Source organism: Spongiactinospora rosea (assembly GCF_003315795.1).
GTDB lineage: Bacteria > Actinomycetota > Actinomycetes > Streptosporangiales > Streptosporangiaceae > Spongiactinospora > Spongiactinospora rosea.
In genome coordinates this window covers 75,668-99,562 of the sequence record NZ_QMEY01000014.1, presented here as the reverse complement: position 1 = coordinate 99,562, position 23,895 = coordinate 75,668, and the positions used below count along the sequence as shown (strand labels likewise).

Here is a 23,895-nt window from a genome sequence, read left to right as displayed (position 1 = left end):
CCCGGCCCCGCTACGCCGTACCCGGGCCGTGCGGCGGGCGGACGGCCGGGAGCGCGGCCGAAACGATGAGCACGGTGGCCTGGCCGTCGGCGGCCCGCAGCGAGTGGGCCGCCGCCGCGTCGAAGTGCAGCGCGTCACCGGTGTCCAGGGTGATCTCATCGTCGCCGACCACGGCGACCACCTGGCCGCCCACGACGTAGACCCATTCCTCGCCCTGGTGCGTGGCGGTGCGCTCGGGCCGCCCCGCGGTCAGCTCCAGGCGTACCGCCTCCAGAGCCGAACGCGGCCCGAGCCCGCTCATGATCGCGTACTGCCCGTCCTGGCCCTGGCGCACCGGCGCGCTCGCGCCGCGCACGATGTGGTGCTCGCGGGAGCGCACGTCGCCGATCAGCTCGCTCAGCGAGATCCCGTACGCCCGCGAAAGCTGGATCAGCGACCCTATCGACGGCTGCCGATCGCCCTTCTCCATCCGGGAGAGGTGGGCCGTGGAGATGCCGGTCCACTCGGCCAGCGCGGTCAGTGTGAGCCCGTGCTCCCGCCGCAGCTCCGCGAGCCGCGCGGCCACCCTCCGCTCAGGGTCGGCCTCCAGATCGCCCGCTCGATCACCGGGCCCGCCGCCGGGGGTGCCGCGCTGGGCTCGCGGCAGATGAGTGGTCACCCGGAAAATTCTAATGCGTTCACAGGTTAATCGCCTATGAGGCAATATTGATTGCCTGGCAGATTAATTGCCTGGCTGGGGTCACCGTGAGCGGAGCCGGGTCAGCGCCAGTACGGCCAGCAGCACGATGATCACCACGGACGTCACGGCCACCACGTGGACCCCGGACACGAACGCCTCCCGCCCCGAGGCGAGCAGCCGGGCCGCGACGTCCGCCGGGAGCCCCCTCGCCGCGTCCAGCGCCCCGACCAAGGTGTCCCTGGACGCCGCCGCGGCCTCGGGCGGCACGTCGGCGGGCACCGTGAGCCCGCTCCGGTAGATCGCGGTGTTCAGCGTGCCGAGTACGGCGATCCCGAGCGCCATACCGAACTCGCCGCTGGTCTCCGACAGCGCCGACGCCGCCCCGGCCTTCTCCGGCGGCGCGGCCCCGATCACCAGGTCCGCGCCCAGCACCGCCGCCGGGGCCAGCCCGAGGTAGCCGACGGTCATGCCGATCAGCGCGAGCGTGGGGCCGGAGGCCGCGTCCAGCGGCAGGATGAGCAGGAGCCCGGCGGCCGAGACGAGCAGCCCGCCGCCGACGAGCCGGCCTGCCGGGATCCTGCGCGCCAGGAACGGCGTCGCCAGGCATCCGACGATCGTCGCGGTCGCCGGGGGCACCAGCAGCAGCCCCGCGCCGAGCGGCGACAGGCCCTCCACCAGCTGGAGGTACTGGGCCATCACCAGGTAGACGCCGCCGAACGCGAAGACGTTCAGCATGGTGATCGCCAGAGCCACGCCGAACGCCCGGTTCGCGAACAACCGCAGGTCCATCAGCGGGTGCGCCAGCCCCCGCTGCCGCCGTACGAAGGCGGCCGCGAAGGCCGCGCCCACCGCCGTGGCCAGCAGCGGGACCGGGTGCGGGCCGTCCTTGGCCAGCTCCTTGAGCCCGTAGGTGACCGGCAGCACGGCGGCCAGCGACAGCGCCACGCTCACCAGGTCGAGCCGGTCCGCCGCCGGGTCGCGGTACTCCGGCAGCAGCAGCGGCCCGGCCACCAGCAGCAATGCCATGACCGGCACCCCGGCCAGGAACACCGAGCCCCACCAGAAGTGTTCGAGCAGCACCCCGGCCACCGGCGGGCCGATCGCGATGCCGCCCATGAAGCAGGTCATCCACACGCTGATGGCGACGCCGCGTTGCCTCGGGTCGGTGAACATGTTGCTGATCAACGCCAGGGTGGACGGCATCAGCGTGGCCCCCGCGACGCCGAGGACCGCCCGCGCGGCGATCAGCAGGCCCGGCGTCGGGGCGTACGCCGCCGCGACGGACGCCGCGCCGAACGCCACCGCGCCGATCAGCAGCAGCCTGCGGCGGCCGATGCGGTCGCCGAGCGAACCCATGGTGACCAGGAAACCGGCGATCATGAATCCGTAGATGTCCATGATCCACAGTTGTTCGACGCTGCCCGCGCCCAGGTCCGCCCCCAGGTGCGGCAGCGCCAGGTGCAGCACGCTCACGTCCAGCGACAGGAGCAGGCAGGGCAGGGCCAGCACGGCGAGCCCCGCCCACTCCCGCGCACCGGCCCGGGGCGCGCGCTCGATGACAGATGTGTGCACTATCAATCCTCATGTCGGACGTTTCGTGATCCGTCGTCACCTTGGCCGAGGGCGCTGTCGGTTTCCTGTCGGCTCTTCTGTCGGTTCTTCTGTCAGTGGCCTGCGTTAGCGTGGTGGACATGCGCTTCGGGGTGCTCGGTCCGCTCGCGGTCTGGACGTCGCGCGGCGAGCCGGTGGCGATCCCCGAGGCCAAGGTCCGGGTTCTGCTGGCCGACCTGCTCGCGCACGAAGGGCGGCCGGTGCCGACCGGCCGCCTGATCGACGACCTCTGGGGCGCCCGGCTCCCGGCCAACCCGGCGGGCGCGCTGCAGACCAAGGTGTCCCGGCTGCGCCAGGCCCTGCAGGGGGCCGAGCCCGGCGGTCGCGACCTGGTGGCGAGCGGGCCGTCCGGATACTTCGTGCGGCTCGGGCCTGGAGCCCTCGACGCGGCCGAGTTCGCCGTCCTGACCGGTCGCGCCCGCCGCATCGGCGACCCGGCCGCCCGCGCCGCGCTGCTGGCCGAAGCGCTCCGGCTGTGGCGCGGCCCGGCCCTGGCCGACTTCGCCGGTGAGGATTTCGCCAGGGGCGTGGCCGCCCGCTGGGACGAGGACCGCCTGCTCGCGCTGGAAGACCACGCCGAGGCGCGCCTGGTCATCGACACCGGCTCGATCGGGCCGGTGGTGGGTGAGCTGGCCGGTCTGGTGGCCGCCCACCCGTTGCGCGAGCGCCTGCGCGCCGCGCACATGCGCGCCCTCTACCTGGCGGGCCGTCAGACCGAGGCGCTGGCCGCGTACGGGGAGCTGCGCGATCTGCTCGCGGCCGAGCTGGGCCTGGCCCCCGGCCCCGAGCTGGCCGAGCTGCACACGGCGATCCTGCGCCAGGACCCCTCGCTGCTGCCCGCCGCCTCCCCGCGCACCAACCTCCCCGCCCCGCTCAGCGACCTCATCGGCCGGGCGGACGCGATCCGGGAGATCACCCGGCTGCTCGGCGCCGGGCGGCTGGTGACGCTGACCGGTCTTGGCGGGGTGGGCAAGTCCCGGCTGGCGGTGGCCGCGGCCGACCGGCTGACCGGCGGGTTCCCCGACGGCGTCTGGCTGGTGGAGCTGGCCGCGCTGTGCCGTTCCGGCGGTGGCACCGGCCCTGCGGAGCGGTGCGGGCCCGATGAGACCGACGCCACGCCCGCGCTGGCCGAGCGGATCATGACCGTGCTGGGCGTGCGGGAGACGGGCGCGTCCGCGGTGCCGCTCGCGGCGGGAGACCCGGCCGGCCCGCTCGAACGGCTCGCCGCGGCGCTCGGCGGCAGGCGGCTGCTGCTCGTCCTGGACAACTGCGAGCACCTGGTGGAGCCGGTCGCGGAGGTCGTCGCCGCGCTGCTGCGCGCCGCGCCCGGCGTGCGGGTGCTGACCACCAGCCAGGAGCCGATCGGCGTGCCGGGCGAGTTGCTGTGGACGGTCCCGCCGCTGGACTGCCCGCCGCCCGGCGCCGACCCCGCCGCCGACCCGGCCGCGCTGTCCGGCTACGGCGCGGTGCGGCTGTTCACCCGGCGCGCGGCCGCCGCCGCGCCCGGCTTCGCCCTCGACGACGGCAACGCCGCCGCCGTGGCCGCCATCTGCCGCCGGCTGGACGGCATCCCGCTCGCCCTCGAACTCGCCGCCACCAGGGTCCGCACCCTCGGCGTCCACGAACTGCTCACCCGCCTCGACGACCGGTTCCGGGTGCTCACGACCGGGCCGCGCGCGGCTCCTGAGCGGCACCGCACCCTGCGCGCGACCATCGACTGGAGCTGGAGCCTGCTGCCCGACGCAGAGCGCGCGGTGCTGCGCAGGCTCGCCATGCACGCCGGGGCGTGCACGCTGCGCGCCGCCGAGGAAACCTGCGCGGGCGGCGAGGTCGGCCGGACCGACGTCCTGGACCTGCTGGCCCGCCTGGTCGAGCGCTCCCTGGTGGTGATGACCGAGGCCGACGGCGAGCCGCGTTACTCGCTGCTGGAGTCCGTGGCCGAGTACGGCATGGCGAAGCTGGCGGAGTCGGGTGAATACGAGTGGGCGCGCGAGGCGCACGGCCGCTACTACACCGCGCTCGCCGAGGAGGCCGAGCCGCACCTGCGCGGGCCCGACCAGCGTCACTGGCTGTCACTCCTGGCACGCGAGCACGCCGACCTGCGCCGCGCGCTGCACGAGGCCGTGCGCGACCGGCTGCCCGATCGGGCGCTGCGCCTGGCGGGCTCGCTGACCTGGTACTGGTTCCTGCGCGGCCGGCTGGCCGAGGCCCGCCGCTCGCTGAGCGCGGCGCTGGCCATCAGCGAGCCGGGGCGGCCGGGGCGGGCCTTGGTCCTGGCCTGGCGTACCGGCATCGCCCTGCACGAGGGCGACGAGCACTACCTGCGGGCGGCGGGCATCGGCCGGGCCGGGCGGCGGGAGGGCATCGAGGCGATCCTTCGGCCGTTCCGCGATTCCGGCGACCCGTACGGGCTGGCGATGGCCGAGTGGTTCATCGGCTTCCCGCTGCACGGCAGCGGAGACTGGGATCTCGCCGAAGAGCTGCTGAGGCGGTCCCTGGCGGGGTTCCGCGCGCTGGACGCCCGCTGGGGGGTCGCCGCGGCGCTCGGTTCGCTGGCCATGATCGCCCTGGCCCGGGGCGATCTCGCCGGGCTGCGGCGGCAGGCCGAGCACAGCGCGGCGATCTTCGAGGAGCTGGGCGACCGCTGGGGCCGCTCCCAGGCCATCTGGTGCCTGAGCACCCTCGCCGAGATCACCGGCGACTACGCCAGGGCGGAGAGGTCGCAGCGCGAGGGGCTGCGGATGGCCGAGGAGCTGGGCCTGTGGAACGAGGTGGCCGACAGGCTCGCCGGGCTGGGCCGGCTCGCCATGCTGGCCGGCGACCACGACCGGGCCCGCGACCTCACCGAACACGCGCTCCGCGTCGCCACCGAACAGGGCTCGGTGCCCGGGCGGACCTTCGCGGAGCTCGGCCTCGGCCTCATCGCCCGCCGCGCGGGCGACCTCGACACCGCCGAACACCACTTCCGCCGCCTGCTCGGCTGGTATCGCCGCGCCGGCTACGACGCGGCCATCCCACTACTGCTCTCCGAACTGGGCTTCATCGCCGAGCTCCGCCACGACCCCGCCGAGGCCGCCCGCCTCCATCGCACCGCCCTCTCCTACGCCGAATCCCACGGCGACCCCCGCGCCCTCGCCCTCGCCCTTGAGGGCCTGGCCGGCGCCCGCTCGGCGGGCGCGGCCGAGCCGCCGGTGGGCATGGAGGGGGCGGGTGGGCATGTGGCGGCGGCGCGGCTGCTCGGCGCGGCGGCGGCACTGCGCGAGTCGTTCGGCGCCCCGCTGCCCCCGGCCGAACGCGGCGACGTCGACCGGATCACGGCCACGGCCACGGCCGCACTCGGGGCGGACACCTTCGCCACGGCGTACGCCCACGGCGCGGCCACCCAACGCACCGGCACCCTCGACGCCCTGCTCGGCGATCCACCCCCTGATACCACCCTGCCGCTCACGACGGCAGGCCGACCGGCCGCCGGGTGATGTCCGGCCGTATGCGGCGGTGTCGGTCGGGCCGTGGCCGCCGCCGAGTATGCCCATGGTGCGGCCCCGCCGTCCTGCTCGGTGATCCGCCCCTGGTTCTGCCGTGCCGCTCACGATGGCGGGCCGATCGGCTGCTGGGTGGTGTCCGGTCGTATGCGGCGGTGTCGGTCGGGCCGTGGCCGTGCTCGATGCCCTCCTGGGCGATCCACCTCCGAGCCCCTACCGCCGGGGCGTTCACGGTGATGGGCGTCAGGGGATCTCCGCCGGGTGTGGCTGGAGGAACTCCAGGCGGTTGCCGACGGGGTCGTGGGCGTAGAAGCGGCGGTGGCCGGGGAAGGCGTCGTCCCAGGTGACCGGGGAGCCGGCGGTGGTGAGGCGGGCGGCGAGGTGGTCGAGGGCGGTGGTCAGGATGCCAGGGTGGGCCTTGGCGGCCGGGCGGAAATCGGCCTCCACGCCGAGGTGGATCTCCAGGGTGTCGGCGCGCACCCAGAGCCCGCCACGGGCCGCCAGTACCGGGGGCTTGGTGACCTCGGTCATCTCCAGCACGCCGACGTAGAAGGCCCGGCACTCGTCCTCGCTGCCCGCCGGGATGGCGAGCTGGACGTGGTGCAGGCCGTAGCCGTAGGGCGAGTCGGTCAGGGCAGGGCGCATGCCACCGCCTTCCAGGTGCGGACCAGCACCGCGAGGTCCTGGGCCGGGGAACCGGCCCGCGACTCGACCGTGATGTCCACCCTCGCCCCCGCGAACACGTCGAGCCAGGCCAGGTCGTCCTCGGTGAGCGGGCGGTGCCTGGGGCGCTGGCCGGGGTAGGGCGCGGGGGTGAAGCCCTTGACCTGTACGGCCCGCGCCAGCGGGGCCAGCGCCATCGCGTCGCCCGCGAAGTCGGCGGAGGTCTCGTGCAGGCCGAGGTTGTCGATCACCAGCCCGCAGCCGTACCGGTGGCACAGGTCGGCCAGCTCCGCCGGGCCCGCCCCGCCCCGGTGGGTCTCGATGAGGACGTCGGAGACGTCGCGGTCGCGGCTGAGGGCGGCGATCTGGTCGGCGCACATCCTGCGCCCGGCCGCGCCCTCCGCCGCCAGCACCTTGACCGGCAGCCCCGGGAAGCGCCGCGCGGCGGCGAACCCCTCGCCGGTGTCCTGCTGGCCCAGCGTCACCGACACGCCGACGAAGGCGATCGGCAGGCCCGCCAGGGCCGCTATGCCGTCCTGTTCCCAGCGCTGGCCCTTGCCCGCGCGCAGATCGACGACCGTGCCGCCGCCGCCACGGGTGAGTACGGCCAGGTCGCACGCTCGCAGCCGGGGAACGGACGCGGAGGAGAGCCCCAATCGCGCGCCCATCACCCCACCGCCTTCCCCGGATCGGCGGCACATCGATGGTCACCGGTGATAAAGGAGTCAGTCGTGGGTTTTTCCGCTCGTCCAATCCCAATGGTCACAACCCGCACAGTGCCCCCAAAGGCTGGTTGGAGCCGAACCCTTCCCCGGGCATCGCGACGTGCCCGCCGCGCGGCGGAAAAAGGCTCGGTGCATCGGTTCCCCCTGTGGACCAATGTTTAAATTTAAGCTGAAGTTTCCCGGTAAACGCAAGCCTTCAGCAGATATTCATGCCGACCATGGATTCTCTACCGGGAAGCGGGGATCGTATTGCGCGATGGTGCTGAAGCGCCCGTGGCACCGGCGGTACGTGCCATGAAACGTCCAAAAAGTGATACGCATTATACCCGATGTGTCGTGATATACGCCTCCGCCGGAAATGACCCGGCCCGCCACCGCGCCCCCGCGCCCGGCGGGCGGGGGAGGCGGCGATGGGCCGGGTGAGCGGGTTCAGCGGGCGGGTGTGTGGCGGAGCAGTTCGGCGCCGTCGTTGGCGAACAGCCGCCCGTCTGGGTGCAGGGCCATCCGATAGACCGGGCGTCGGTGATGACGGTCATCTTCCAGGTGCGCGGGTCGAGGCGGTAGAGCCCGACGCCGGGCATCGAGCCGTACAGCTGGCCGTCCCGCTTGCGGAACGCCAGGTCGGCCAGTGCGTAACCGCCGTCCTGGGGCCAGTTGTACGGGGTGTACCGCCTGCTGGTGAACCGGCCGTCATCGTCGTAGCGGAACACCACGCCCGCCGTGGCGCCCCACAGCCTGCCCTGCCTGTCGAAGGACAGCGAGGAGACCGTGCGCTCGCCCGGGACCGGCGTCTTCTCCCACAGCTCGCGGCCCTTCTTGACGTCCCAGGCGATCAGCCGGGCGTCGGTCTGGGTCTCCGCCGCGCCGTATCCGCCGTAGACGGACGTGCCCGCGTACAGGACGCCGTTGCGGTAGGCCAGGGACATGATGCTCTGGTCTTTGACCAGCTTGTCATGAACCTCCGTACGGCCGGTGCGCGGATTGTGGAAGAGCAGTCGGCCGCCGAGGTAGCCGCTCTTCTTCACCGTGCCGATGGCGAGCCGGTCGCCGGCCGCGGCCATCGCGAACGGCCGGTCGCCGGACACCGCGTCGCCGTTCCAGACCTCCTTCGGATTGACGCCGAGACGCCATTCGCGGGACGGGTCGTATTCGTAAATACGGGCACGGGGATACGCACCGAGATAGATCTTCCCGCCGAACGACGCGACCTCCATCAACTCCGATATCCGGTGCGAACGGGCCTCGCCCGCATCCGGATCGGGTTGGGCTCGATGCTGGTCTCGATGATCTTCGACTGGCCGGTCCGCGGGTTGTACCAGAACATCTGCCTGATGTTCAGCCCGCCGATCATCGATTGCCCGGCGCGGCGGGTCCAGCAGCCCAAAGCGGCCCGGCCACACGGTGGCCGCTCGTCGATCCCCAGCGGGCGCGGGGCGCCCTCGAAGCCCGCTGAGTGAAGGTGGGAGAGCAGCGCGTGTACGGCGGGCGTCCACAGACCGGCGGGCCGGTGGACGGTGTCACCGACCCTGACCACTCCCTGGCTGACGTTCCCGCCCGTTAGTTCGATGCTGTCCATGGCCGGCATCGATGCCGGTCACTTACCTCCCGCGGTGCCCTCGGGGATGGTTTCGGCGGTGTGGAACAGGTCGATGACGCCCATCTGCCCGAGGCGGCGTTTGATCTGCCGGGGTATCCCGGTCAGGGTGAGGCGGCCCTGGGCGCGCTTGGTGCGTTCGAGTACGTGAATGAGCGCCGCCGCGCCCGACGAGTCGCAGAAGGTGATGCCTTCGAGGTCGATCACCAGGTCCTGGGCGGTTTCGGATTCTCTGCAGGGAAACGCGTGCAGTTCGACCAGCGGGACCGCGGTGAGGTCGAGTTCGCCGGTGAGGAAGAGAATTCGTGAGCATCCGTGGTGCTCTGTCCGGATTTCAAGGCCGGGGCAGCCGTCCAGTGTCACCATGGACCAACCTCCTTTGCGGGCTATTGCCCCAATGCCGACAGATTTAATCGTACGGTGAGCGAAATACTCGAAATATCACACCTGTGGGGTCATGGTGTAACACGCGGTGATCTTTGGCGCTGCCATGAACATCCTCCGGCCGCCGGGCGGGAACAGAGCATGCATTGATCGGGGTGGCTCGGGGGGCTCGGAGGGCGATGGTCGTGGCACTGTTTCGGGTGGCCGTGGGCGGTATCGCGGCGATGGCGGTGATCGCGTACGCCGGGGGAGGGGCCAAGGCGGGCGACGAACTGAACGTGAGCCCCCGCTCGGTCGGCAAGGGCGGGGTCGCGACCGTCACCATGGGGTGCTCCGACTACGCCAACGCCTACGTCACCTCCGACGCCTTCGGCAGGGTCGACTTCAACGGCGAGCCGAGCGTGGACGTCACCGTGTCGGCCGCCCCCGGGCGCTACCGCGTCAAGGGCATGTGCGAGAAGGACGGCCAGTGGGAGCCGGGTGACGCCTGGCTGAACATCGGCGGCGGGGGCGGCGGGTACGGCGGGCCGGGGGATCGGTTCCGCGGCCTGTTCGGGCTCGGCGACTACGGCCGTGGCGGTCATGGTCACCACGGCGACTATGGCGACCGCCACGGCCACTACGGCGACCACGACGGCGACTACGGCGACTACGGCGACTACGAAGATGACGACTACGACTACTGGCCCGACTACGGCCCGGCGACCGGCGGCGGCGCGACCGCGATGCGCCCGGTGAGCCCGGCGATGAGCGTCGGGGTGGGGGTCGGCGTGGTCGCCGCGGTCGCAGGGCTCGTGGCCCTGGTACGGCTCGGCAGGCGGCGGGTCACCGACCGGCGGGGATGACGCCCGGCGAGGCGGCGTTCAAGTTCGCCGCGTGCCTGTGCTTCGTGGCGGGCGTGGCCGTCGGCGTGGACGCGTACGCCAACCGGGACTACGCGCCGCCCGCCGTACCCGACCAGGAGGAGGCCCTGCCCGAACCCGGGCCGCGGGCGCGGGTCGCGGCGCTGCGCCGGTCGGTGCCGGTGCGCCTGGAGATCCCCGCGATCGGCGTGTCGGCCCCGGTCGAGCCGGTCGGGCGCGCCCTGGACGGCACGATCGAGGTGCCGTCCGTGCACGAGCCCAACCTGATCGGCTGGTACGAGGACGGGGCCACCCCCGGCGAACGCGGCGCGGCGACCCTGCTCGGCCATGTGGACACCGCCTCTTCCGGCCCCGCCGTCTTCTACCGCCTCGGCGAACTACGGCCGGGCGCGGAGGTCCGGGTGCGCCGCGAGGACGGCGGCCTCGCGGCGTTCGAGGTCTACGCCGTCCGCGTGTACGCCAAGGACGACTTCCCCGGCCGCCACGTCTACGGGCCCACCGGCACGCCCACGCTGCGCCTAGTGACCTGCGGCGGCCGGTACGACTCCGCGCGCGGCGAATACCTCGACAACATCGTGGCCTTCGCCCACGCGGTGCCCGCGGGCGGCGCCACCCGACGCTGAGGCACCGCGGTCCGGGCCGGGTCGGCCTTCCCGCCCGCGTCGGTGCCCGCGGGCGAGGTCAGCCGACGTTGACGTACTGGCGTGGCCGCAGCGCGTGGGCGCGCAGCGCGGCCAGTGCCGCCGCCTGGCCCCAGCCCGCCAGCTTCACCTGCTCGCCCTCGCCGACCGGCCGGGACAGGCCGAAGGCCGTCAGCCTGCGCAGCAGGGCGGTGAGCGGGCGGCCCAGGTCGTGCCCCGAGGAGGGCTGCCAGCCCTCGCCGCTGACCACGTGGGCCACGCGTTCGCGCAGCTCCGACGTACCGACCGCGTCGCCGTCCGCGAGCAGCATCAGCGCCGCCTCGCGGGCCGAAACCTCGAAGTCGTGCTCGCCCTTGGCGGGCGCGAGCAGGGCCGCCGCCGCGGCCTCCCACAGCCGCGCGGGGTCGTCGAGCAGCCGCCGGCCCGTCGTGGTGAGCAGCAGCCGCCGGCCACTGCGTACCAGCGCGCCCAGCTCACGCAGGGCCGCCTCGCGCAACGTGGGCAGCGCGGGCACGTCGGACTCGCCGCGCACCCGCGCGCCGTCCGCCCACCCGAACCGCTCGGCCGCCTCCACGCTCAGCGCCCGCGACAGGTGGTGGTTGCGGGTCAGGGCGAGCCCGCCGGGCTCGTCGGCGCGGGCCAGCAGCCAGCGCAGCGGGCCGAGCACGTCGCCCGGCGGCAGCGGCACCGGCGCGTGCAGACGTACCTCGAACGGCTGGGCCAGCTCCCGCCGCTGCGCGCCACGCCCGAGCACCCAGCGGTTCAGCCGCTCGCCGTGCACCCGGTGCAGCCAGCAGTCACCGCCGAGATCGCCGCGCGGCTCGGTCAGCCAGCGGCGGGTCAGCGCCTCCCGCTGGTCCTTCCAGGTCGGCGCGGCGGGCTCCAGCTCACCCGACACGATCGCCAGCTCAAGAGCCGCCGAACACGCCAGATGCGCGCCCAGCTCCTCCGGCCCCATGATCGAACTCCACCGCAGCTCCGGCACGTCCGGCGGCAGCACGCCCGTGGCGTCCAGCGCCGCCTGGTAGGCCGCCGCGCCCGCCTCCTCGCCCTCGCGGGCGTAGGTGCGCAGGATGTGCGTCGTGGTGTGCGAACGGCACAGCGCGGCATAGCGGTCCAGGCCGCCCAGCGCGAGCAGCCTCCCGAGAGCCGCGGCTACCGCCGCGTGCTCCCGCTCGTCGCCGCTGACCTTCAGCGGCAGCGTGTACCAGAGGAACTCGCACACGTCGAGCTGAGTGACCGACTCCAGCGGCTCGCCGCCGGTCAGCCACTCGACGGCGGTCCTCGCGTCGTCGGCGACATCGGGTGCGGAACGCTCCAGCTCGGTGAGGAGCGCGGCGACGTCCGGTGCAGGCATGCCTCGAAGTCTGCCGTATGGACCCCGGCCGTGACGATGACCGAAACCGGTGCGTATCGGCTCGCCCACGCCGCCCACCCTAGGGACCCTTATATAAAGACGACGTATTCAGGTCAGATCCAGCCTTTCCCAAACAGCATGCGGGCGTCCCACTCCGTATAGGGGATGACCTCGGCGCTCAGCACCGGGTGCAGCCACCAGAAGTTGGCCAGGGCGAGCAGGGCGAACCCGCCCGCCACGGCGGCCCCGACCGTACGCCGCCGCTGCGACGCCGTGGCCGGGCCGATGATCAAGCCTAGTGCCAGCACCAGTGCCAGCACCATGAAGGGGATCAGCGGGGCCATGTAGAAGATGAACATCGTGCGGTTGTGCATGACCGCGTAGTAGAACCACGGGAGCCAGCCCGCCGCGTACGTGAGCAGCACCGCTCCGGCCCGCCAGTCGCGCGAGGCGACGTACCAGGCGATCATGGCGACCAGCGCGAGCAGCGCGCCGAACCAGATCACCGGCGTGCCGACGCCCAGGATCGCTTGGGAGCAGTTGTCCGTGCCGCAGACCCGCTTGGGCGACTCGTAGAAGAACGCCACCGGGCGCAGCAGCAGCGGCCACTCCCACGGCTCGGATTGGTACGGGTGGGTGGACTTCAGGCCGCTGTGGAAGCTGAGGGCCTGGAGCTGGTAGGCCACCCAGGAGCGGATCGAGTCGAAGACGAAGTAGAACGGGCCGCTGGAGGTGGCCTGGTCCCAGTTGCGGCCGTAGCCGAGCGGGGAGGCGAACCAGCCCGTCCAGGACACGATGTAGGTCATCGCCGGGGCCAGCGTCATCGCGCCCAGCGCGGTGGGGAGGTCGCGGCGGAACGTACCGACATACGGTCTGCGCAGGCCGACCGCGCGCCTGGCCCCCGCGTCCCACAGCAGGGCCATGACGGCGAACGCGACCAGGAACCAGATCCCCGACCACTTGACCGCGCAGGCCGCGCCCAGACAGACCCCGGCGGCGATCCGCCAGGGCCGCCAGCCCAGCCATGGGCCCTCCTGGGAGGCTGGACCCGACTCGTACCAGGTGACGAGCCTGGCTCTGGCCTGGTCGCGATCGACGACGAGGCAGGCGAACCCGGCCAGCACCCAGAACATCAGGAAGATGTCCAGCAGCGCGGTACGGCTGAGCACGAAGTGCAGGCCGTCAAGGGCGAGCAGCAGGCCGGCCAGGCAGCCGAGGAGCGTGGAGCGGGTCATCCGGCGGGCGAGGCGGGCCAGGATGAAGATGGACAGGGTGCCGAACAGGGCGGCGGCGAACCGCCAGCCGTAGGCGTTCATGCCGAACAGCTGCTCGCCCAGGCCGATCATCCACTTGCCGAGGGGCGGATGCACGACGTAGTCGGGGCAGGGGGCGGCGGTGGCGGGGGTGCACTTCTCCCAGATGTCGGTCTGGCCGTTGCGGAGCATGTTGTCGGCGATCGGGTTCTCGCCGGTGCCCAGCGCCTTGCGCTCCACCCAGAAATTGACCAGGGACCAGCCGCCCTTGGCGTAGTAGGTCTCGTCGAAGACGATCTCGCGGGGGCGGGCCAGGTAGCTGAAGCGGAGGATGGCGCCGAACAGCATCATCGCGAGGGGGGCCAGCCAGCCCCACATGGCGGTGCCGGGCATGGGCGGCACGAGCCGGTCGCGCAACGACGGCTGCGGAACGTCCTCACCGGACGCCCGCTTGAGGTGGTCGTCAGCCTGGTAAGAAAAGTCCGTCACCGCCACCCGGCCATGCTACGGGTCCGTCGGTGTCGCGCGGATAAGAAACACCACCTAAGTCACAATTCGGAGACCCGCTGGGGGGTGGGCGGGGGTGCAGGTCTTGGCTGGTCAGCCTGCGCTGACCAGGCCCCGAGGCTCCTGACAGCGCCCCCGACTCCCTCGTCTATGCCCTGTCCGAAACCGGACAACCCCCCGCCCCCTCCTGGAGCCCCACCCCCGCTATCACCTCACCCCGCCCGTCTGACCATCCCGCCCGTCTGACCACCGCGCCGTCCTGGAGTTGCGCGCCGTTACCCACCCCCCACCCCCACCGCCCCTCCGGGGCGATACCCCCCCGCCTCCGGCGCAGGGGCCGCGCTCCCGCGCGAGAGGCCGCGCTTCGCTCGGACGATCTCCCTCATGTCGGGCTCCGCCCGACGCTGGCGCCACCAGATCACCCTTTGGCGCCCACTCGACAACAAGCACACTCACCACCAGGCCAACGGCCGACATCAACTGGAGGGCAGACGGAGCTGCGGAGAGCTATCGTTCCTTCCCATACAGTCACGCTTCGTCCGAGACCAGAACGGCCACGCCGTGGAGTCTCACAACGGGTCGGCGAAATGTCCGTTTCTAAGAAAGTGCTCGATTTCTTTGCCCAGGCCGAGTAACCCTGCAGGTCAATCAGGGTGCTCCCCACGTGCGCGGGGATGGTCCGTCGGGGAGTTCTGATGACACAGCCGCGCCGGGGTGCTCCCCACGTGCGCGGGGATGGTCCCCCTCCCCAACCTTCGGCTTGTTCTTGCCTGAGTGCTCCCCGTGCAGGCGGGGGGCCCAGGGCGTGGGGTGCTTCCCCGCCTGCGTGGGGAGGCCAGGGGTGATAAGGATGGCGAAATGGAGCGTCGTCATGCTTCCCACGTACGCGGGGGGTACGCAGGGATGGTCTTGAACATGAGGATGCTCGGCGACTTGTCATGATGGCTCTCGTAGTCATGATCGCGCGGTAAACCGAGGGAGGTGTAGTCCATGCCCTATCCCCCCAAACTTGCGGCCGCCCTGTCAGGCGCGACAGTGCGCGAGCTTGCCCACTGGCGCAGGATGGACATGAGCCGCAAGGCCGTACTCATACCCGAAATCTCCCAGCGCCCGATCCTCTACTCATTCCGCGATGTCTTGGCCCTGCGGACGTACGTGAAGCTGCGTAACGACGCCTCGTTGCAGAAGATCCGACAGGCGCTGGGCACGCTCCGCTACGACATTCAAGAATGCGAGCACCTGTTGATGTACCGACTGGTCACTGCCGGGGGCACCGTTCACTTGGCGGAGCCGGGGCAGGCAGCGGACCTTGCTCCGGGGAAGGCGAACGCAGTCGTTCACGACCTGGTCGGCGTGCTTCGACCCTTCCGCCATGACGGCTGGTACGTCCCGGACCTCCTCCGGCCGCGCCGGCATGTCACCGTTGATCCATCGATCAGGGGCGGGATGCCAGTGGTCGAAGGCACCCGAGTGCCTTACGGTGAGGTCGCGGCACTACTCCGCGACGGTGTACCCGCCGAGCGCATCATCGAGTACTACCCCAGCGTCACAGCGGCGGGCGCTTTGGAGGCGGCCGACTTCGCCGACTACGTGGATGCCATGAGCAAATGATCTGGATGGCGCACGCTCGCCCGCGTACGTCGTCTGCCGCGTTGAGGTCCGGATTCTGTACGGCAGGGCCCAGTACTCGCCGTCCCGCCATGCTGAGTCCAGCTCTTGCGTCCGGGGTTTCGCGTGTGTCGTGGTACCTCGCCGTTCCAGCACCCACCCCTTAGTGAGCCTTCCAGGCCATCGCGGCGTTTGATCGGTTCCCGCCGTTACCCGCCTACATCGGCTCACTGGCGGCCCGCCACCGAGCTTGCCCGCCGTACCTAACCCCGTGATCAAGCATCTCGGACGGATAGCGTGGGGCTATGAGTGCGCCGCGCCCCCATACTCCTTGGAGCGACCCGGAAGCGATACTCCGCGAGTTGCCGGAGAAGTGGCGGCCAGTGTTCCTCGCCCAGTACCACGAAGCGCGGGAGCCAGAGGGCTACCACCAGTTGCCTGAGGTGCTCAAGCTCTGGTGGCTGAACTCGCTCGCGTTCGCCGACCCCGCCTACGACCAGCGAGCCGAGGACGCCGCCCGAGGGGTGGGTGAGGTCGTGCCGATGGAGCAGGCGATTCCCGACTGGGAGAAGCGCCTGGCTCAGATGCGGCGTAGCTGAGGTGCTGTGGGCCGGCCGGTCTGCCTCGGGCACTACGACGTCTCAGAGGGTACGGCGGGCGGGTCACCCTGTGGGGAAGATGCGACCCACCCGCCGTACGTCATGGGGTGGTGCGGCCGGACGGGGCTACCGAACTCGCCCGGGCGCGCTTGGCGGCCCTTGCCCAAGGGCTCGCCGGCGGGCCCCACCCCGGGGCCCGTATGCGGGCCTGTCACCCCAGGCCCGCGTTTGAGGCACGGCGACGTGGCGTTCCCTCACGCGCCTCGCCGCCGCGCCGCTCTGTGGTTCGCCACCAGTGGCGCTACCACCACTCGTGGGTGATGGTGATGGGCCCGCCGTCCTCGCGGTGGGCGGCGATCACCGTCTCGCCGTACTCGTAGGCGTTGCCGAACGCCGACAGGCGCACTCTCTGGACTCGGCCACGCCCTTGTGGAAAGCCCTCCAGTGCCTCAAGCATGGCTTTCTCGGCCTGGTCGGCGTCGTCGGTCACTCCGGACGCGCCCCTTTTGCCCTCATCGACCACCCATATGGCGAATACAACGCATTTGGGGGACGGCTGTGCGGCAGGGGCTTCGGTAATACCCTGCATGGTGGGTCGCACCTCCTTGCGGCCAAGGAACCCGTCGAGCGGGCAGCGCACGACGGGTTCCGTGTTTTTACTGTGAGTCACCGTGCGTAGTGCAATCATGGGGAGTGAGTGACCGTGCGGCCAGCCGAAAAGTGTGCGCAGGCTTATAACACCGCCGCGCACCGTGTGACATGTGTGAGGAAAGCATGGCTCTCGGACCTATGTGGCAAATGCTCGGTACGGCGATGCGGTTCTACCGCAGCAAGGATGGCCTGAGTCAGCGTGAGGTCTCCGAACGCGTACGTACTGATCACAGCGCCATCGTTCGGTGGGAAAAGGGACAAGCCCGACCAGCGGCCGAATTGGTACGCGAGTACGACAAGGTCGTCGGGGCAGGCGGGCTGATTATCGAGCTGCACGCGGAAGCAGTCGCGTTGGAAAAGCAGCAGAAGGGTAAGCTGACCTCAAATTCCACGTCGGGTGATGGGGATGACGAAATGGAACGCCGTGCGACGATGCGCCTATTGGCCGCCCTATCGGCCGGAGCGGCCCTCCCTTCCAGTGCGCTAGAGATCATCCGGCCCCAGGTGCCAGAGGGATTCGACCACGCCGACGATCTTGCCGAGCTGGAGTCCCTTGCCTATGAGCATGCCTGCACGATCGGGAGCCTCCCACCACGAGAATTCATCGCGGATCTGCTCCCGGGGCTTGCCGATGTACGGCACGCTTTGACGCATCGCACCGATCTCGACATGGCCGACCTCCATCGGGTGAGCAGTCAGCTCTCCGCTCTGATGGCCATGGCCCTGCTGGAGACGGGCGACTTCACGGCCTCGCGGCGTTGGTGGCGCAGCGCCCGGGACTCCGCCGACGCTTCCGGTGACCTCAACCTGCGTGTGTGGGTACGCGGACGGCATGCGCTCGTCGAGTCGTCCAAGCTGGGGACGCCCGCCATGGCCCGCATCGCGGCCGAAGCCGAACGGCTGGCCAATGGGACGGCGAGCGCGGGCCTGATGGAGGTCCGTGTGGCCCAGTACAGCCTCCGGGCGAGGGAGGGCGACGCCGCCGGGCGTGGGCCGGGCCTGCTGGCGGCCCTCGATGACCTCGCCTCTCGGCTCTCCGATGAGGTGACCGGTGAGGACAAGGCCATTTGGGGGTGGTCCGATCGGCGTCACACGAAGTCGTGCACCGGCCTGCGGGTGCTCATGGGCGACCTGGAGGTCTATGACCTGCTGACCGGTCAGGTGGAGGAGGAGTCCGATCCCCGCACGCACGCCATGCTCAAGGTCAGCAGGGGACTCTGCCTGGTACGGGCGGGCGACGCCGGCCAGGGTGTGGCCGAGGCCGCAGCGGCGTACGGGGCCCTGCCCGACGAGCATCGGACGACGGCTGTGAAGGGATGGACACGCCAGGTCGTCACCGTCCTGCCAGCCCAGGCGGCCTCGCTCCCGGCTGCCAGAGAGCTACGCGCGCTGACCACGAGCTGAATTGGGCACCGGCAGGCGCAATGCCCGTAGTCGCGGAAGTAATCAAAATCACCGCTCTTGCCTGAAGAGCCCGCAGGTCAGCAAGTATGCTCCCCGTGCGCGCAGGGATGGTCCCTTTGTCTTGAGCGCCCCGGCAGTCCCTCCGCCATGCTCCCCGTGCGCGGGGATGGTCCCTTGTGTGATCGGGCGCCGATCCGGCCGGATTCATGCTCCCCGCGCTTGCGGGGATTGCCCCCCGCGCACTGGTTTCCTGCGTGGACGCCCGGATGCTTCCTGCGCGCGGGGATGGCCCGTCCCGGGCTGTGGCCTAGGCCAGCGACTCGCCATGCTTCTGTGCGCGGGGGAGGGTCTGGTGGTGGTCATGTCGTAGTGCCGCGTCGAGTGTCCTCCCGTTGGTGTCATGCATGGCCTGGTGGTGAGTGTGTTCGTTGTCGAGTGGACGCGCCGGGTGAACTGGTGGCGCCAGCGTCGGGCGGAGCCCGGCATGAGGGAGATCGTCCGAGCGGAGCGAGGGCCTTTGTGCGCGCGAAGCGCGGCCTCTTGCGCAGAGCGCGGGTTTTTCGCCGGAGGCGGTCGGGGTCGTCTTGGAGGGCGACGTACTGCGTCCTTGGCGCTCGGGTCGAGGGGGGCGGGCTGGGCTTAAGGGACGGGCTGCTTGGTTCACGGCGTGGGTTAGGTGATCTGGATGATGTGTTTGCCGCGTACGCCGCCGGCTTCGAGGGCTTGGTGGGCGGTGGCGATGGCGGACAGGGGGTGGATGGTGTCGACGACGGGGCGGAGCATGCCTGCTTCGGTGTAGCGGGTGAGGTCGGCGAAGTCGGGGTGCTTGGGGTTGCCGCTGAAGAAGCGGATGCGGCGGGGGCCGTGGCGGGTGGAGGCGGCGATGTAGCGGAGGCTGGGGCCGATGTGGTCGATGTCGAAGGCGATGGCGACCATGCGGCCGCCCGGGGGCAGCAGGCGGTGGTAGGTGGGGTGGTCGGTGCCGACGGTGTCGAAGATGACGTCGAAGGGGGGCAGGTCGCCGGGGTGTGTCGTGGTGTAGTCGAGGGCTTCGTCGGCGCCGAGGGCGCGGACGAAGTCGAGGTTGCGGGGGCCCGCGAGGCCGGTGACGTGGGCGCCGAGGGCCTTGCCGTACTGGACGGCGATGCTGCCGACGCCGCCGGAGGCGCCGCGTACGAGGAGGCGTTCGCCTCCGCGGAGGCGGGCCTTGTCACGCAGGGCGGTGATCGCCGTCGTGCCCACGACCAGGGAGGCGGCCTCGGGAGGGGAGAGGCCGGCCGGGCTCAGGGCGATCTGACGGGGACGGACCGTCACGTACTCGGCCGCGCTGCCGAACCGGCCCCGCGGCAGCGCCCCCCACACCCGGTCGCCCAGCCCTAGCCCGCGTACGGCTGGGTCGGCAGCGGCGATCTCGCCCGCGAAGTCGATGCCGATGCGCTTGGGGAAGCGGCGGCCGGTGATCAGGCGCAGGCGACCGGCCCGGCCGGTGAGTTCGCCGCCGTTGACGCTGACGGCGTGGACCTTGATCAGTACCTCGCCCGGCCCGACGGCCGGGACGGGCACGGTGCCCTCGTACAGCACCTCCGGGCCGCCGTAGGTGTCGAAGAGTGCCGCGCGCATGTCGGTAGGTCGCATGTTCTGTTGCCCCTCTCTGTCGCTCGCCTCACGCTAGCCTGCTAAGTGGACGATCCCCTCCACTTGAGCGGAAGTGAGAGAAATGGCTGCTCGGGCTTCTCAGAACGGCATGATCGAGGCCCCACGCGGATTGCGGGCGGATGCTCGGGACAATCGTGAACGCATCCTGAAAGCCGCCCGTGAGGTGTACGCGACGCGGGGGATCGATGTGCCGATCAGTGTCATCGCGCGGCGGGCCGGGGTGGGGGTGGCGACGCTCTATCGGCGGTTTCCGACGCGGGACTCGTTGGTGAGTGAGGCGTTCGCGGAGCAGTTCGCGGAGTGTGCGGGGGTGTTGGACGAGGCGCTGGCGGACCCTGATCCGTGGCGCGGGTTCTGCTCGCTGATCGAGAAGGTGGCGGAGATGCAGATCGCGGACCGGGGGTTCACGGCCGCGTTCTTGTCGCGGCTTCCGGCTGAGCCGGAGCACGAGCGGGTGCGGGCCCGGGCGGAGCGGGACATCGGGGTCCTGGTACGGCGGGCGCAGCAGGCCGGGCGGCTGCGTCCCGACTTCGACCCGACCGATGTCTTCCTGCTGCTGCGCGCCAACTTCGCGCTGGCCGAGGTGGCGGCGCCGCTGTCGTACGCGGCCTCGCGGCGGCTGGTCGCGTACCTGATCCAGTCGTTCGAGGCAGGTCAGACGAAACCGCTGCCGCCGCCCGCCGCGCTGGGGGTGCGGCAGATTCACGAATCCCTGGTACGCGGTCGCGGGATGTGAGGCAAACGGCCGGAGGTCGTTCTCACTTGGGGTGAACGGGCGAGGGCGTTGATTAGGGTCCGAAACCGCTGGTCACCGTCCATCAACTGGCCACCGTCCATCAAGGAGACGACATGAAGGCAGTCGCGATCAAGGCGTTCGGAGGTCCCGAAGGGCTCGCGGTCATCGACCTCCCCGACCCGGTTCCCGGCCCCGAGCAGGTACTGATCACCACGGAGGCCATCGGCATCGGTGGTGCCGATGGCCAGATCCGGCGGGGCGAGCTGGCCGCGTACGGGTTCAAGGAAGGGCACGTCCTCGGCGGCGAGGTCGCCGGCACCGTGGCGGCGGTCGGCGACGGCGTGGACCCATCCTGGGTCGGCCGGCGGGTGTGGGGGTTCACCGGCTTGGGCGGCGGCTATGCCGAGCAGGCGGTCGCCTCGGCCGAGACGATCGTTCCTCTTCCTGCTGACTTGTCAGCCATTGACGCGATGACGATAGGTTCCCCCGGGAAGGTGGCCCACTTCAGCCTCGCCCATGCCCACTTCAAGCCCGGTGAGTCGGTACTCGTGCGCGGGGCGGCGGGCAGCATCGGGATCATGACGATCCAGCTCGCGGCCCAGGCCGGGGCCAGTACGGTGGCGGTCACGACGTCGTCGGCCGAGCGCGGCGTGCGGCTGCGCGAACTGGGCGCGACCCATGTGCTGGACCGCTCCGGCAAAAGCCCGGATGCCCCCGCGACATACGACGTGATCATCGACATCGTGTCCGGTCCGGACATGCCGTCCTTCTTCGCAAGGCTCAACCCGAACGGCCGGCTGGTGGCCGTCGGATTTCTCGCGGGCCCGCCCCCGGCGGACTTCGGCATGGAACTGTTCAAGGAGTTCCAGAAGTCGCGGTCGTTCGCCACCTTCAGCGCCTTCACCGTCGCCAAAGCCGACTGGCGTGCCGTCCAGGCCGAGCAGTTCGCCGCCGCGAGCCGGGGCGAGCTGCGCATGGTCGTACACGAGGTACTGCCGCTGGAGCAGGCCCAGGAGGCGCACCGCGCGATGGACTCCGGCGAGGTGTTCGGCCGGATCGTGCTCACCCCGTAGGACCGGATCGTGCTCACCCCGTAGGGCCGGATCGTGCTCACCCCGTAGGACCGTAACGGGCGGTGAGTTCACCGCCGATCCGGGCCAGTTCGGCCTGGACCGGCGAAGGCTCGACGACCTCGACCAGCGCGCCCCAGCCCGCCAGGTGCCGGGCGATGTCCAGCGCGGTCGGCGCGCCCAGGCGGACCCGGGCGCGCTCGCCCTCAGTGGCCACGACCTCGCAGTGCCGCCCGAACTGATCGGCGAGGATCGGCACGTACCTGGGCTCGATGAGCACGGTCGCCCAGGTACGCGAGCGGCGCTGCTCGACCTCCCCCACGACCTCCTGCCAGGCGGCGGCCAGGGCGAAGTCGTCAGGGCGTTCGGCGGGCAGGTCGGTGGGCTCGGCCTGGACGATCCGATCGACGCGGAAGGTCCGCCTGCCGCGTTCGGTACCGGCGATCAGGTACCAGATGTCGTCCTTGTCCACCAGGCCCCACGGGTCGATCAGCCGCTCGGTCCGCTGCCGGTCGCGGCCCTGGTACGTCAGGCGGACCTTGCGGCGGCGGATCACCGCGGTCTGGAGCAGGCCGACCGTGCCGGGGCGGTGCCGATCCCGCTCACCCCAGCGGGTGGGGTCGGTCATGGTGGCCCCGGCGGCGGCCTCCGCGTCGGCCCGGAAGGTCTGCGGCAGCGCCCGCACCAGCTTGCGCAGCGCCGCCTTGATCTCGTCCGACACGGCCGCGGCCGGGCCCGCGAGCAGGAACAACGCCTGCGCCTCGGTCGCCGACAGGCCGCTGAGGTCGGTACGGGCTCCGCCGACCAGCGACCAGCCGCCGCCGCGCCCCGGCTGCGGGTACACAGGGACGCCCGCCGCCGACAGCGCCTCCAGGTCGCGGCGGGCGGTGGCGACGGAGATCTCCAGCTCTCCGGCGAGTTCGGCGGCGGTCACCCGGCCCCGGGACTGCATGAGCAGCAGGGCGGCGACGAGACGGTCAGCACGCATGTCCCCAAGTTTCGCCATAAAAGTAGTCAGTTGGTGAGCACTTTAGCCCGCAGGATGGTGAACGTAACCGACCGAAGGGAAGTGAGCAGCGATGCTGCGAGGATTCACCACCATCAACTACTGGGCCGACGACCTGGACGCGGCGCGGCAGTGGTACCAGGAGCTGCTGGGCGTCGAGCCGTACTTCGTGCGCCCGGTCGAGGGGCCGCCCGCGTACATCGAGTTCCGGATCGGCGACAGCCAGGCCGAGCTGGGGCTGCTCGACCGCCGCTACGCGCCGCCCGGCGCGTCGAAGGAGCCGGGCGGGGTCGTCATGTACTGGCATGTGGACGACATCGAGGCCACCTACGCCAAGCTGCTGGCGATGGGGGCCGGGGAGTACCAGCCGATCACCGAGTGGGGGGAGTCGGGGTTCGTCACGGCGTCCGTGCTGGACCCGTTCGGGAACGTGCTGGGGATCATGTACAACCCGCACTACCTGGAGATGCTGGAGACACGATCGGCCGTCAGATGACGCCCACCCGCATCGCGTACGCGACCGCGTGGGCGCGGTTGCGCAGGTCATGGCGGCGGTTGATCGCGTACATGATGTTCTTGACGGTCCGCGGGGAGTAGTTGAGGCGTTCGGCGATCTCGCCGGTGTCCAGGCCGTCGGCGAGCAGCCGGAGGATCTCGATCTCCCGGTCACTGAACGCGGAGACGTCGGGCGCGGGGTCGCGGGAGTCGAGCTGCGACCGGTGCAGCCGCCCGAGCAGGCCCCCGGCCAGCCGGGGCGGCATCAGGCCGCCGCCGTCCGCCACCGCGGCCACCCCGCGCACCAGCAGCTCCGCGGTCACGTTCGCCCGCGGTACGACGCCCATGACCTGGTAGCGCACCACCATGAGCAGGTCTTCGGCGGACAGCAGGTCGGCGATGAGCACGATCGGCGCGCCCAGCTCCTGAGCGGCCCGGGAGAGTACGTCGCGGCGCTCCACCTGAGTCCCGGTCGCGGCGACCACCACCACGTCGGGACGTTCCGGCCCGGTGTCCGGCAGCACGATCACCCGCACCGCCTCATGTCCCGGGGCCGGTGCGCGCAGCAGGGCCTTCAGCCCGGCCCGGCTGAGCGGGTCGTCGGTCCGTACGGCGACACGGACCGCCTTCGCGCCCACGCCGCCCACCCCACCCACGCCGGCGATGCCCTGCGGGCGAGCACTCGGTGACGTCTGCATGAGCAGATCATCCAGCACCCCACAACCCGCCAGGCACGTTCCTCCGCCCCCGGCCCGGAAATCTACAGCAGGCGGTACGTCAGAACTCCAGCCTGCTGTATTGCGCCGCCGCATCCCCTCCGTCTCCCGTTACCACCACCCCACCACCTGGATCGCATTTGTTGCCATTAAGGCAGCAGATAGAGACTTTTGGGCAAGAAGGGTGGTCCTTAA

General features: G+C 71.2%; 22 protein-coding genes and 1 pseudogene. 10 read left to right on the top strand and 13 right to left on the bottom strand.

What is annotated here, in order from left to right:
• Positions 1 to 10: 10 nt before the first annotated feature.
• Both DP939_RS27770 and DP939_RS27765 read right to left on the bottom strand, forming a co-directional pair.
• Positions 11 to 658 carry a helix-turn-helix domain-containing protein gene (locus DP939_RS27770; protein ID WP_147268169.1) on the bottom strand — a complete coding sequence of 216 codons (648 nt, stop codon included), beginning with the start codon at positions 656 to 658 and terminating at the stop codon, positions 11 to 13.
• 81 nt (positions 659 to 739) lie between these two features.
• Positions 740 to 2,257: an MFS transporter gene (locus DP939_RS27765; RefSeq protein WP_404828612.1), complete on the bottom strand. Its 1,518-nt coding sequence runs from the start codon at positions 2,255 to 2,257 to the stop codon at positions 740 to 742.
• Positions 2,258 to 2,370: 113 nt separating this feature from the next.
• Here DP939_RS27765 and DP939_RS27760 point away from each other — a divergent pair, with 113 nt between their 5' ends.
• On the top strand, positions 2,371 to 5,766 hold the full coding sequence (locus DP939_RS27760; RefSeq protein WP_113983731.1) for a BTAD domain-containing putative transcriptional regulator: 3,396 nt from the start codon (positions 2,371 to 2,373) through the stop codon (positions 5,764 to 5,766).
• 249 nt (positions 5,767 to 6,015) lie between these two features.
• Here the strand turns inward: DP939_RS27760 and DP939_RS27755 are convergent, their stop codons facing one another.
• The 5 genes from DP939_RS27755 to DP939_RS27735 all read right to left on the bottom strand — a co-directional run bounded on the left by DP939_RS27755 (position 6,016) and on the right by DP939_RS27735 (position 9,120).
• On the bottom strand, positions 6,016 to 6,417 hold the full coding sequence (locus tag DP939_RS27755) for a VOC family protein (RefSeq protein WP_113983730.1): 402 nt from the start codon (positions 6,415 to 6,417) through the stop codon (positions 6,016 to 6,018).
• Entirely contained in the window at positions 6,402 to 7,103 is a 702-nt protein-coding gene (locus DP939_RS27750; protein WP_147268168.1) for a hypothetical protein, read from the bottom strand. The genes DP939_RS27755 and DP939_RS27750 overlap by 16 nt, the downstream gene beginning before the upstream one ends.
• A gap of 377 nt (positions 7,104 to 7,480) precedes the next feature.
• Complete coding sequence (locus DP939_RS27745; RefSeq protein ID WP_113983728.1) at positions 7,481 to 8,374, bottom strand: hypothetical protein; 894 nt, start codon at positions 8,372 to 8,374, stop codon at positions 7,481 to 7,483.
• Positions 8,374 to 8,736, bottom strand: coding sequence for a hypothetical protein (locus tag DP939_RS47145; RefSeq protein ID WP_199565450.1), 363 nt, complete (start codon positions 8,734 to 8,736; stop codon positions 8,374 to 8,376). The genes DP939_RS27745 and DP939_RS47145 overlap by 1 nt, the downstream gene beginning before the upstream one ends.
• Positions 8,737 to 8,754: 18 nt before the next feature.
• Positions 8,755 to 9,120 carry an STAS domain-containing protein gene (locus DP939_RS27735; RefSeq protein WP_113983727.1) on the bottom strand — a complete coding sequence of 122 codons (366 nt, stop codon included), beginning with the start codon at positions 9,118 to 9,120 and terminating at the stop codon, positions 8,755 to 8,757.
• 203 nt (positions 9,121 to 9,323) lie between these two features.
• On the opposite strand from DP939_RS27735, the gene DP939_RS45555 reads away from it, so the two are divergent.
• Entirely contained in the window at positions 9,324 to 9,983 is a 660-nt protein-coding gene (locus DP939_RS45555) for a hypothetical protein (protein ID WP_147268167.1), read from the top strand.
• Complete coding sequence (locus DP939_RS27730; RefSeq protein ID WP_113983726.1) at positions 9,980 to 10,624, top strand: class F sortase; 645 nt, start codon at positions 9,980 to 9,982, stop codon at positions 10,622 to 10,624. The genes DP939_RS45555 and DP939_RS27730 overlap by 4 nt, the downstream gene beginning before the upstream one ends.
• Before the next feature lie 58 nt (positions 10,625 to 10,682).
• Here the strand turns inward: DP939_RS27730 and DP939_RS27725 are convergent, their stop codons facing one another.
• Together DP939_RS27725 and DP939_RS27720 are read right to left on the bottom strand one after the other, a co-directional pair.
• The gene (locus tag DP939_RS27725; RefSeq protein WP_113983725.1) at positions 10,683 to 11,999 is read right to left on the bottom strand and encodes a hypothetical protein; all 1,317 of its coding nucleotides are present in this window, start codon (positions 11,997 to 11,999) and stop codon (positions 10,683 to 10,685) included.
• 113 nt (positions 12,000 to 12,112) lie between these two features.
• Entirely contained in the window at positions 12,113 to 13,645 is a 1,533-nt protein-coding gene (locus DP939_RS27720) for a dolichyl-phosphate-mannose--protein mannosyltransferase (protein ID WP_199565462.1), read from the bottom strand.
• Between the two features lie 1,182 nt (positions 13,646 to 14,827).
• Here DP939_RS27720 and DP939_RS27715 point away from each other — a divergent pair.
• The gene (locus tag DP939_RS27715) at positions 14,828 to 15,370 is read left to right on the top strand and encodes a DUF433 domain-containing protein (protein WP_225878537.1); all 543 of its coding nucleotides are present in this window, start codon (positions 14,828 to 14,830) and stop codon (positions 15,368 to 15,370) included.
• A gap of 302 nt (positions 15,371 to 15,672) precedes the next feature.
• Positions 15,673 to 15,966, top strand: coding sequence for a DUF6247 family protein (locus DP939_RS27710; RefSeq protein WP_225878536.1), 294 nt, complete (start codon positions 15,673 to 15,675; stop codon positions 15,964 to 15,966).
• 301 nt (positions 15,967 to 16,267) lie between these two features.
• Here DP939_RS27710 and DP939_RS27705 read toward each other — a convergent pair whose 3' ends face one another.
• Positions 16,268 to 16,456, bottom strand: a complete 189-nt coding sequence (locus DP939_RS27705) for a hypothetical protein (RefSeq protein ID WP_113983721.1) — start codon at positions 16,454 to 16,456, stop codon at positions 16,268 to 16,270.
• Positions 16,457 to 16,764: 308 nt separating this feature from the next.
• On the opposite strand from DP939_RS27705, the gene DP939_RS27700 reads away from it, so the two are divergent.
• On the top strand, positions 16,765 to 18,021 hold the full coding sequence (locus DP939_RS27700) for a helix-turn-helix domain-containing protein (protein ID WP_158578709.1): 1,257 nt from the start codon (positions 16,765 to 16,767) through the stop codon (positions 18,019 to 18,021).
• A 672-nt stretch (positions 18,022 to 18,693) separates the two neighbouring features.
• Here DP939_RS27700 and DP939_RS27695 read toward each other — a convergent pair.
• Positions 18,694 to 19,656, bottom strand: coding sequence for an NAD(P)-dependent alcohol dehydrogenase (locus DP939_RS27695; RefSeq protein WP_225878535.1), 963 nt, complete (start codon positions 19,654 to 19,656; stop codon positions 18,694 to 18,696).
• An 82-nt stretch (positions 19,657 to 19,738) separates the two neighbouring features.
• Between DP939_RS27695 and DP939_RS49145 the strand changes: the two are divergent.
• The 3 genes and pseudogenes from DP939_RS49145 to DP939_RS27685 all read left to right on the top strand — a co-directional run.
• Positions 19,739 to 19,942: pseudogene (locus DP939_RS49145) on the top strand (helix-turn-helix domain-containing protein); the annotation flags it as partial.
• A gap of 3 nt (positions 19,943 to 19,945) precedes the next feature.
• On the top strand, positions 19,946 to 20,413 hold the full coding sequence (locus tag DP939_RS27690) for an SbtR family transcriptional regulator (RefSeq protein WP_318656322.1): 468 nt from the start codon (positions 19,946 to 19,948) through the stop codon (positions 20,411 to 20,413).
• A gap of 113 nt (positions 20,414 to 20,526) precedes the next feature.
• Entirely contained in the window at positions 20,527 to 21,486 is a 960-nt protein-coding gene (locus DP939_RS27685) for a zinc-dependent alcohol dehydrogenase family protein (protein WP_113983717.1), read from the top strand.
• A gap of 37 nt (positions 21,487 to 21,523) precedes the next feature.
• On the opposite strand, the gene DP939_RS27680 is transcribed toward DP939_RS27685, so the two are convergent.
• Positions 21,524 to 22,471, bottom strand: a complete 948-nt coding sequence (locus DP939_RS27680) for a helix-turn-helix transcriptional regulator (protein ID WP_113983716.1) — start codon at positions 22,469 to 22,471, stop codon at positions 21,524 to 21,526.
• Between the two features lie 91 nt (positions 22,472 to 22,562).
• Here DP939_RS27680 and DP939_RS27675 point away from each other — a divergent pair, with 91 nt between their 5' ends.
• A complete protein-coding gene (locus DP939_RS27675; protein ID WP_113983715.1) occupies positions 22,563 to 22,985 on the top strand; it encodes a VOC family protein in 423 nt (140 codons plus the stop codon).
• Here the strand turns inward: DP939_RS27675 and DP939_RS27670 are convergent.
• Positions 22,978 to 23,682 (bottom strand): helix-turn-helix transcriptional regulator, encoded by a 705-nt coding sequence (locus DP939_RS27670; RefSeq protein WP_158578708.1) that lies wholly within the window; start codon positions 23,680 to 23,682, stop codon positions 22,978 to 22,980. The genes DP939_RS27675 and DP939_RS27670 overlap by 8 nt on opposite strands.
• Positions 23,683 to 23,895 lie beyond the last annotated feature (213 nt).

What these genes read in the sequence shown, in the direction of transcription:
- DP939_RS27710 (WP_225878536.1), top strand. Translation starts at nt 15,673, where the DNA reads ATGAGTGCGCCGCGCCCCCATACTCCTTGGAGCGACCCGGAAGCGATA.
- DP939_RS27720 (WP_199565462.1), bottom strand. Translation starts at nt 13,645, where the DNA reads ATGCCCGGCACCGCCATGTGGGGCTGGCTGGCCCCCCTCGCGATGATG.
- DP939_RS47145 (WP_199565450.1), bottom strand. Translation starts at nt 8,736, where the DNA reads ATGGACAGCATCGAACTAACGGGCGGGAACGTCAGCCAGGGAGTGGTC.
- DP939_RS27670 (WP_158578708.1), bottom strand. Translation starts at nt 23,682, where the DNA reads ATGCAGACGTCACCGAGTGCTCGCCCGCAGGGCATCGCCGGCGTGGGT.
- DP939_RS27730 (WP_113983726.1), top strand. Translation starts at nt 9,980, where the DNA reads ATGACGCCCGGCGAGGCGGCGTTCAAGTTCGCCGCGTGCCTGTGCTTC.
- DP939_RS27680 (WP_113983716.1), bottom strand. Translation starts at nt 22,471, where the DNA reads ATGCGTGCTGACCGTCTCGTCGCCGCCCTGCTGCTCATGCAGTCCCGG.
- DP939_RS27750 (WP_147268168.1), bottom strand. Translation starts at nt 7,103, where the DNA reads ATGGGCGCGCGATTGGGGCTCTCCTCCGCGTCCGTTCCCCGGCTGCGA.
- DP939_RS27715 (WP_225878537.1), top strand. Translation starts at nt 14,828, where the DNA reads ATGAGCCGCAAGGCCGTACTCATACCCGAAATCTCCCAGCGCCCGATC.
- DP939_RS27695 (WP_225878535.1), bottom strand. Translation starts at nt 19,656, where the DNA reads ATGCGACCTACCGACATGCGCGCGGCACTCTTCGACACCTACGGCGGC.
- DP939_RS27735 (WP_113983727.1), bottom strand. Translation starts at nt 9,120, where the DNA reads ATGGTGACACTGGACGGCTGCCCCGGCCTTGAAATCCGGACAGAGCAC.
- DP939_RS27755 (WP_113983730.1), bottom strand. Translation starts at nt 6,417, where the DNA reads ATGCGCCCTGCCCTGACCGACTCGCCCTACGGCTACGGCCTGCACCAC.
- DP939_RS27725 (WP_113983725.1), bottom strand. Translation starts at nt 11,999, where the DNA reads ATGCCTGCACCGGACGTCGCCGCGCTCCTCACCGAGCTGGAGCGTTCC.
- DP939_RS27675 (WP_113983715.1), top strand. Translation starts at nt 22,563, where the DNA reads ATGCTGCGAGGATTCACCACCATCAACTACTGGGCCGACGACCTGGAC.
- DP939_RS27760 (WP_113983731.1), top strand. Translation starts at nt 2,371, where the DNA reads ATGCGCTTCGGGGTGCTCGGTCCGCTCGCGGTCTGGACGTCGCGCGGC.
- DP939_RS27685 (WP_113983717.1), top strand. Translation starts at nt 20,527, where the DNA reads ATGAAGGCAGTCGCGATCAAGGCGTTCGGAGGTCCCGAAGGGCTCGCG.
- DP939_RS27745 (WP_113983728.1), bottom strand. Translation starts at nt 8,374, where the DNA reads ATGGAGGTCGCGTCGTTCGGCGGGAAGATCTATCTCGGTGCGTATCCC.
- DP939_RS27700 (WP_158578709.1), top strand. Translation starts at nt 16,765, where the DNA reads ATGCTCGGTACGGCGATGCGGTTCTACCGCAGCAAGGATGGCCTGAGT.